The sequence below is a fragment of the Streptomyces sp. HSW2009 genome (assembly GCF_040240285.1).
In the GTDB taxonomy this organism is placed as follows: domain Bacteria; phylum Actinomycetota; class Actinomycetes; order Streptomycetales; family Streptomycetaceae; genus Streptomyces.
The window spans coordinates 1-1,105 of record NZ_JBEHZD010001040.1 but is presented as its reverse complement, the minus strand read 5'-3'; the positions used below and the strand labels follow the sequence as shown (position 1 = coordinate 1,105).

The 1,105-nt window shown below is 70.5% G+C and carries 1 pseudogene; it reads left to right on the top strand.

Annotated features, from left to right (window positions below):
* Positions 1 to 93 precede the first annotated feature (93 nt).
* A pseudogene (locus AAHZ94_RS34430) lies at positions 94 to 1,002 on the top strand (2-oxo acid dehydrogenase subunit E2); the annotation flags it as partial.
* Between the last annotated feature and the right edge of the window lie 103 nt (positions 1,003 to 1,105).

The window sequence follows — 1,105 nt, the reverse complement described above, 5'->3', positions numbered from 1 at the left end:
CCCCCCCCCCCCCCCAGTTTTTTCAAACGCAAAAGACCCATAAGTCGATAGCAGTCCGTCTCGTGGGCTCGGAGTTGTGTATAAGAGACTGCTCCGCTGGTGCGCAAGCTCGCCGCGGAGAGCGGCGTCAACCTGGCCACGGTCAAGGGCACCGGCGTCGGCGGTCGCATCCGCAAGCAGGACGTCGTGGACGCCGCTGCCGCCGCCAAGGCCGCCCAGGCCGCTCCGGCGCCGGCCGCTGCCGCCGCGTCGAAGGCCCCGGTCCTGGAGGCGTCGCCGCTGCGCGGGCAGACCGTCAAGATGCCGCGCATCCGCAAGGTCATCGGCGACAACATGCTGAAGGCCCTGCACGAGCAGGCGCAGCTCTCCAGCGTGGTCGAGGTGGACGTCACCAAGATCATGAAGCTGCGGGCCCGGGCGAAGGACGCGTTCGCGCAGCGTGAGGGCGTCAAGCTCTCGCCGATGCCGTTCTTCGTCAAGGCCGCGGTCCAGGCGCTGAAGGCCCACCCGTCCGTGAACGCGCGGATCAACGAAGCCGAAGGCACCATCACGTACTTCGACGTGGAGAACGTCGGCATCGCGGTGGACGCCGAGAAGGGCCTGATGACCCCGGTCATCAAGGGCGCCGGCGACCTGAACCTGGCGGGCATCGCCCGCAAGACGGCGGAGCTCGCGGGCAACGTCCGGGCCAACAAGATCAGCCCGGACGACCTGGCCGGCGCGACGTTCACGATCAGCAACACCGGCTCGCGCGGTGCGCTGTTCGACACGATCATCGTGCCCCCGAACCAGGTCGGCATCCTCGGCATCGGTGCGACCGTCAAGCGCCCCGTGGTCATCGACCACCCGGAGCTGGGCGAGACCATCGCCGTCCGTCACATGACCTACCTGACGCTCTCCTACGACCACCGCCTGGTGGACGGCGCGGACGCCGCCCGCTACCTCGGTGCCGTGAAGGCGATCCTGGAGGCCGGTGAGTTCGAGGTCGAGCTCGGCCTGTGAACACCACCGCTGACGCGGTAGCCCAGCAGTGACCTGGCGGGCCCCCGCCCCGGGCGGGGGGGGGGGGGGCGGGGCGGGGGGGGGGGGGGGGGGGGGGGGGGGG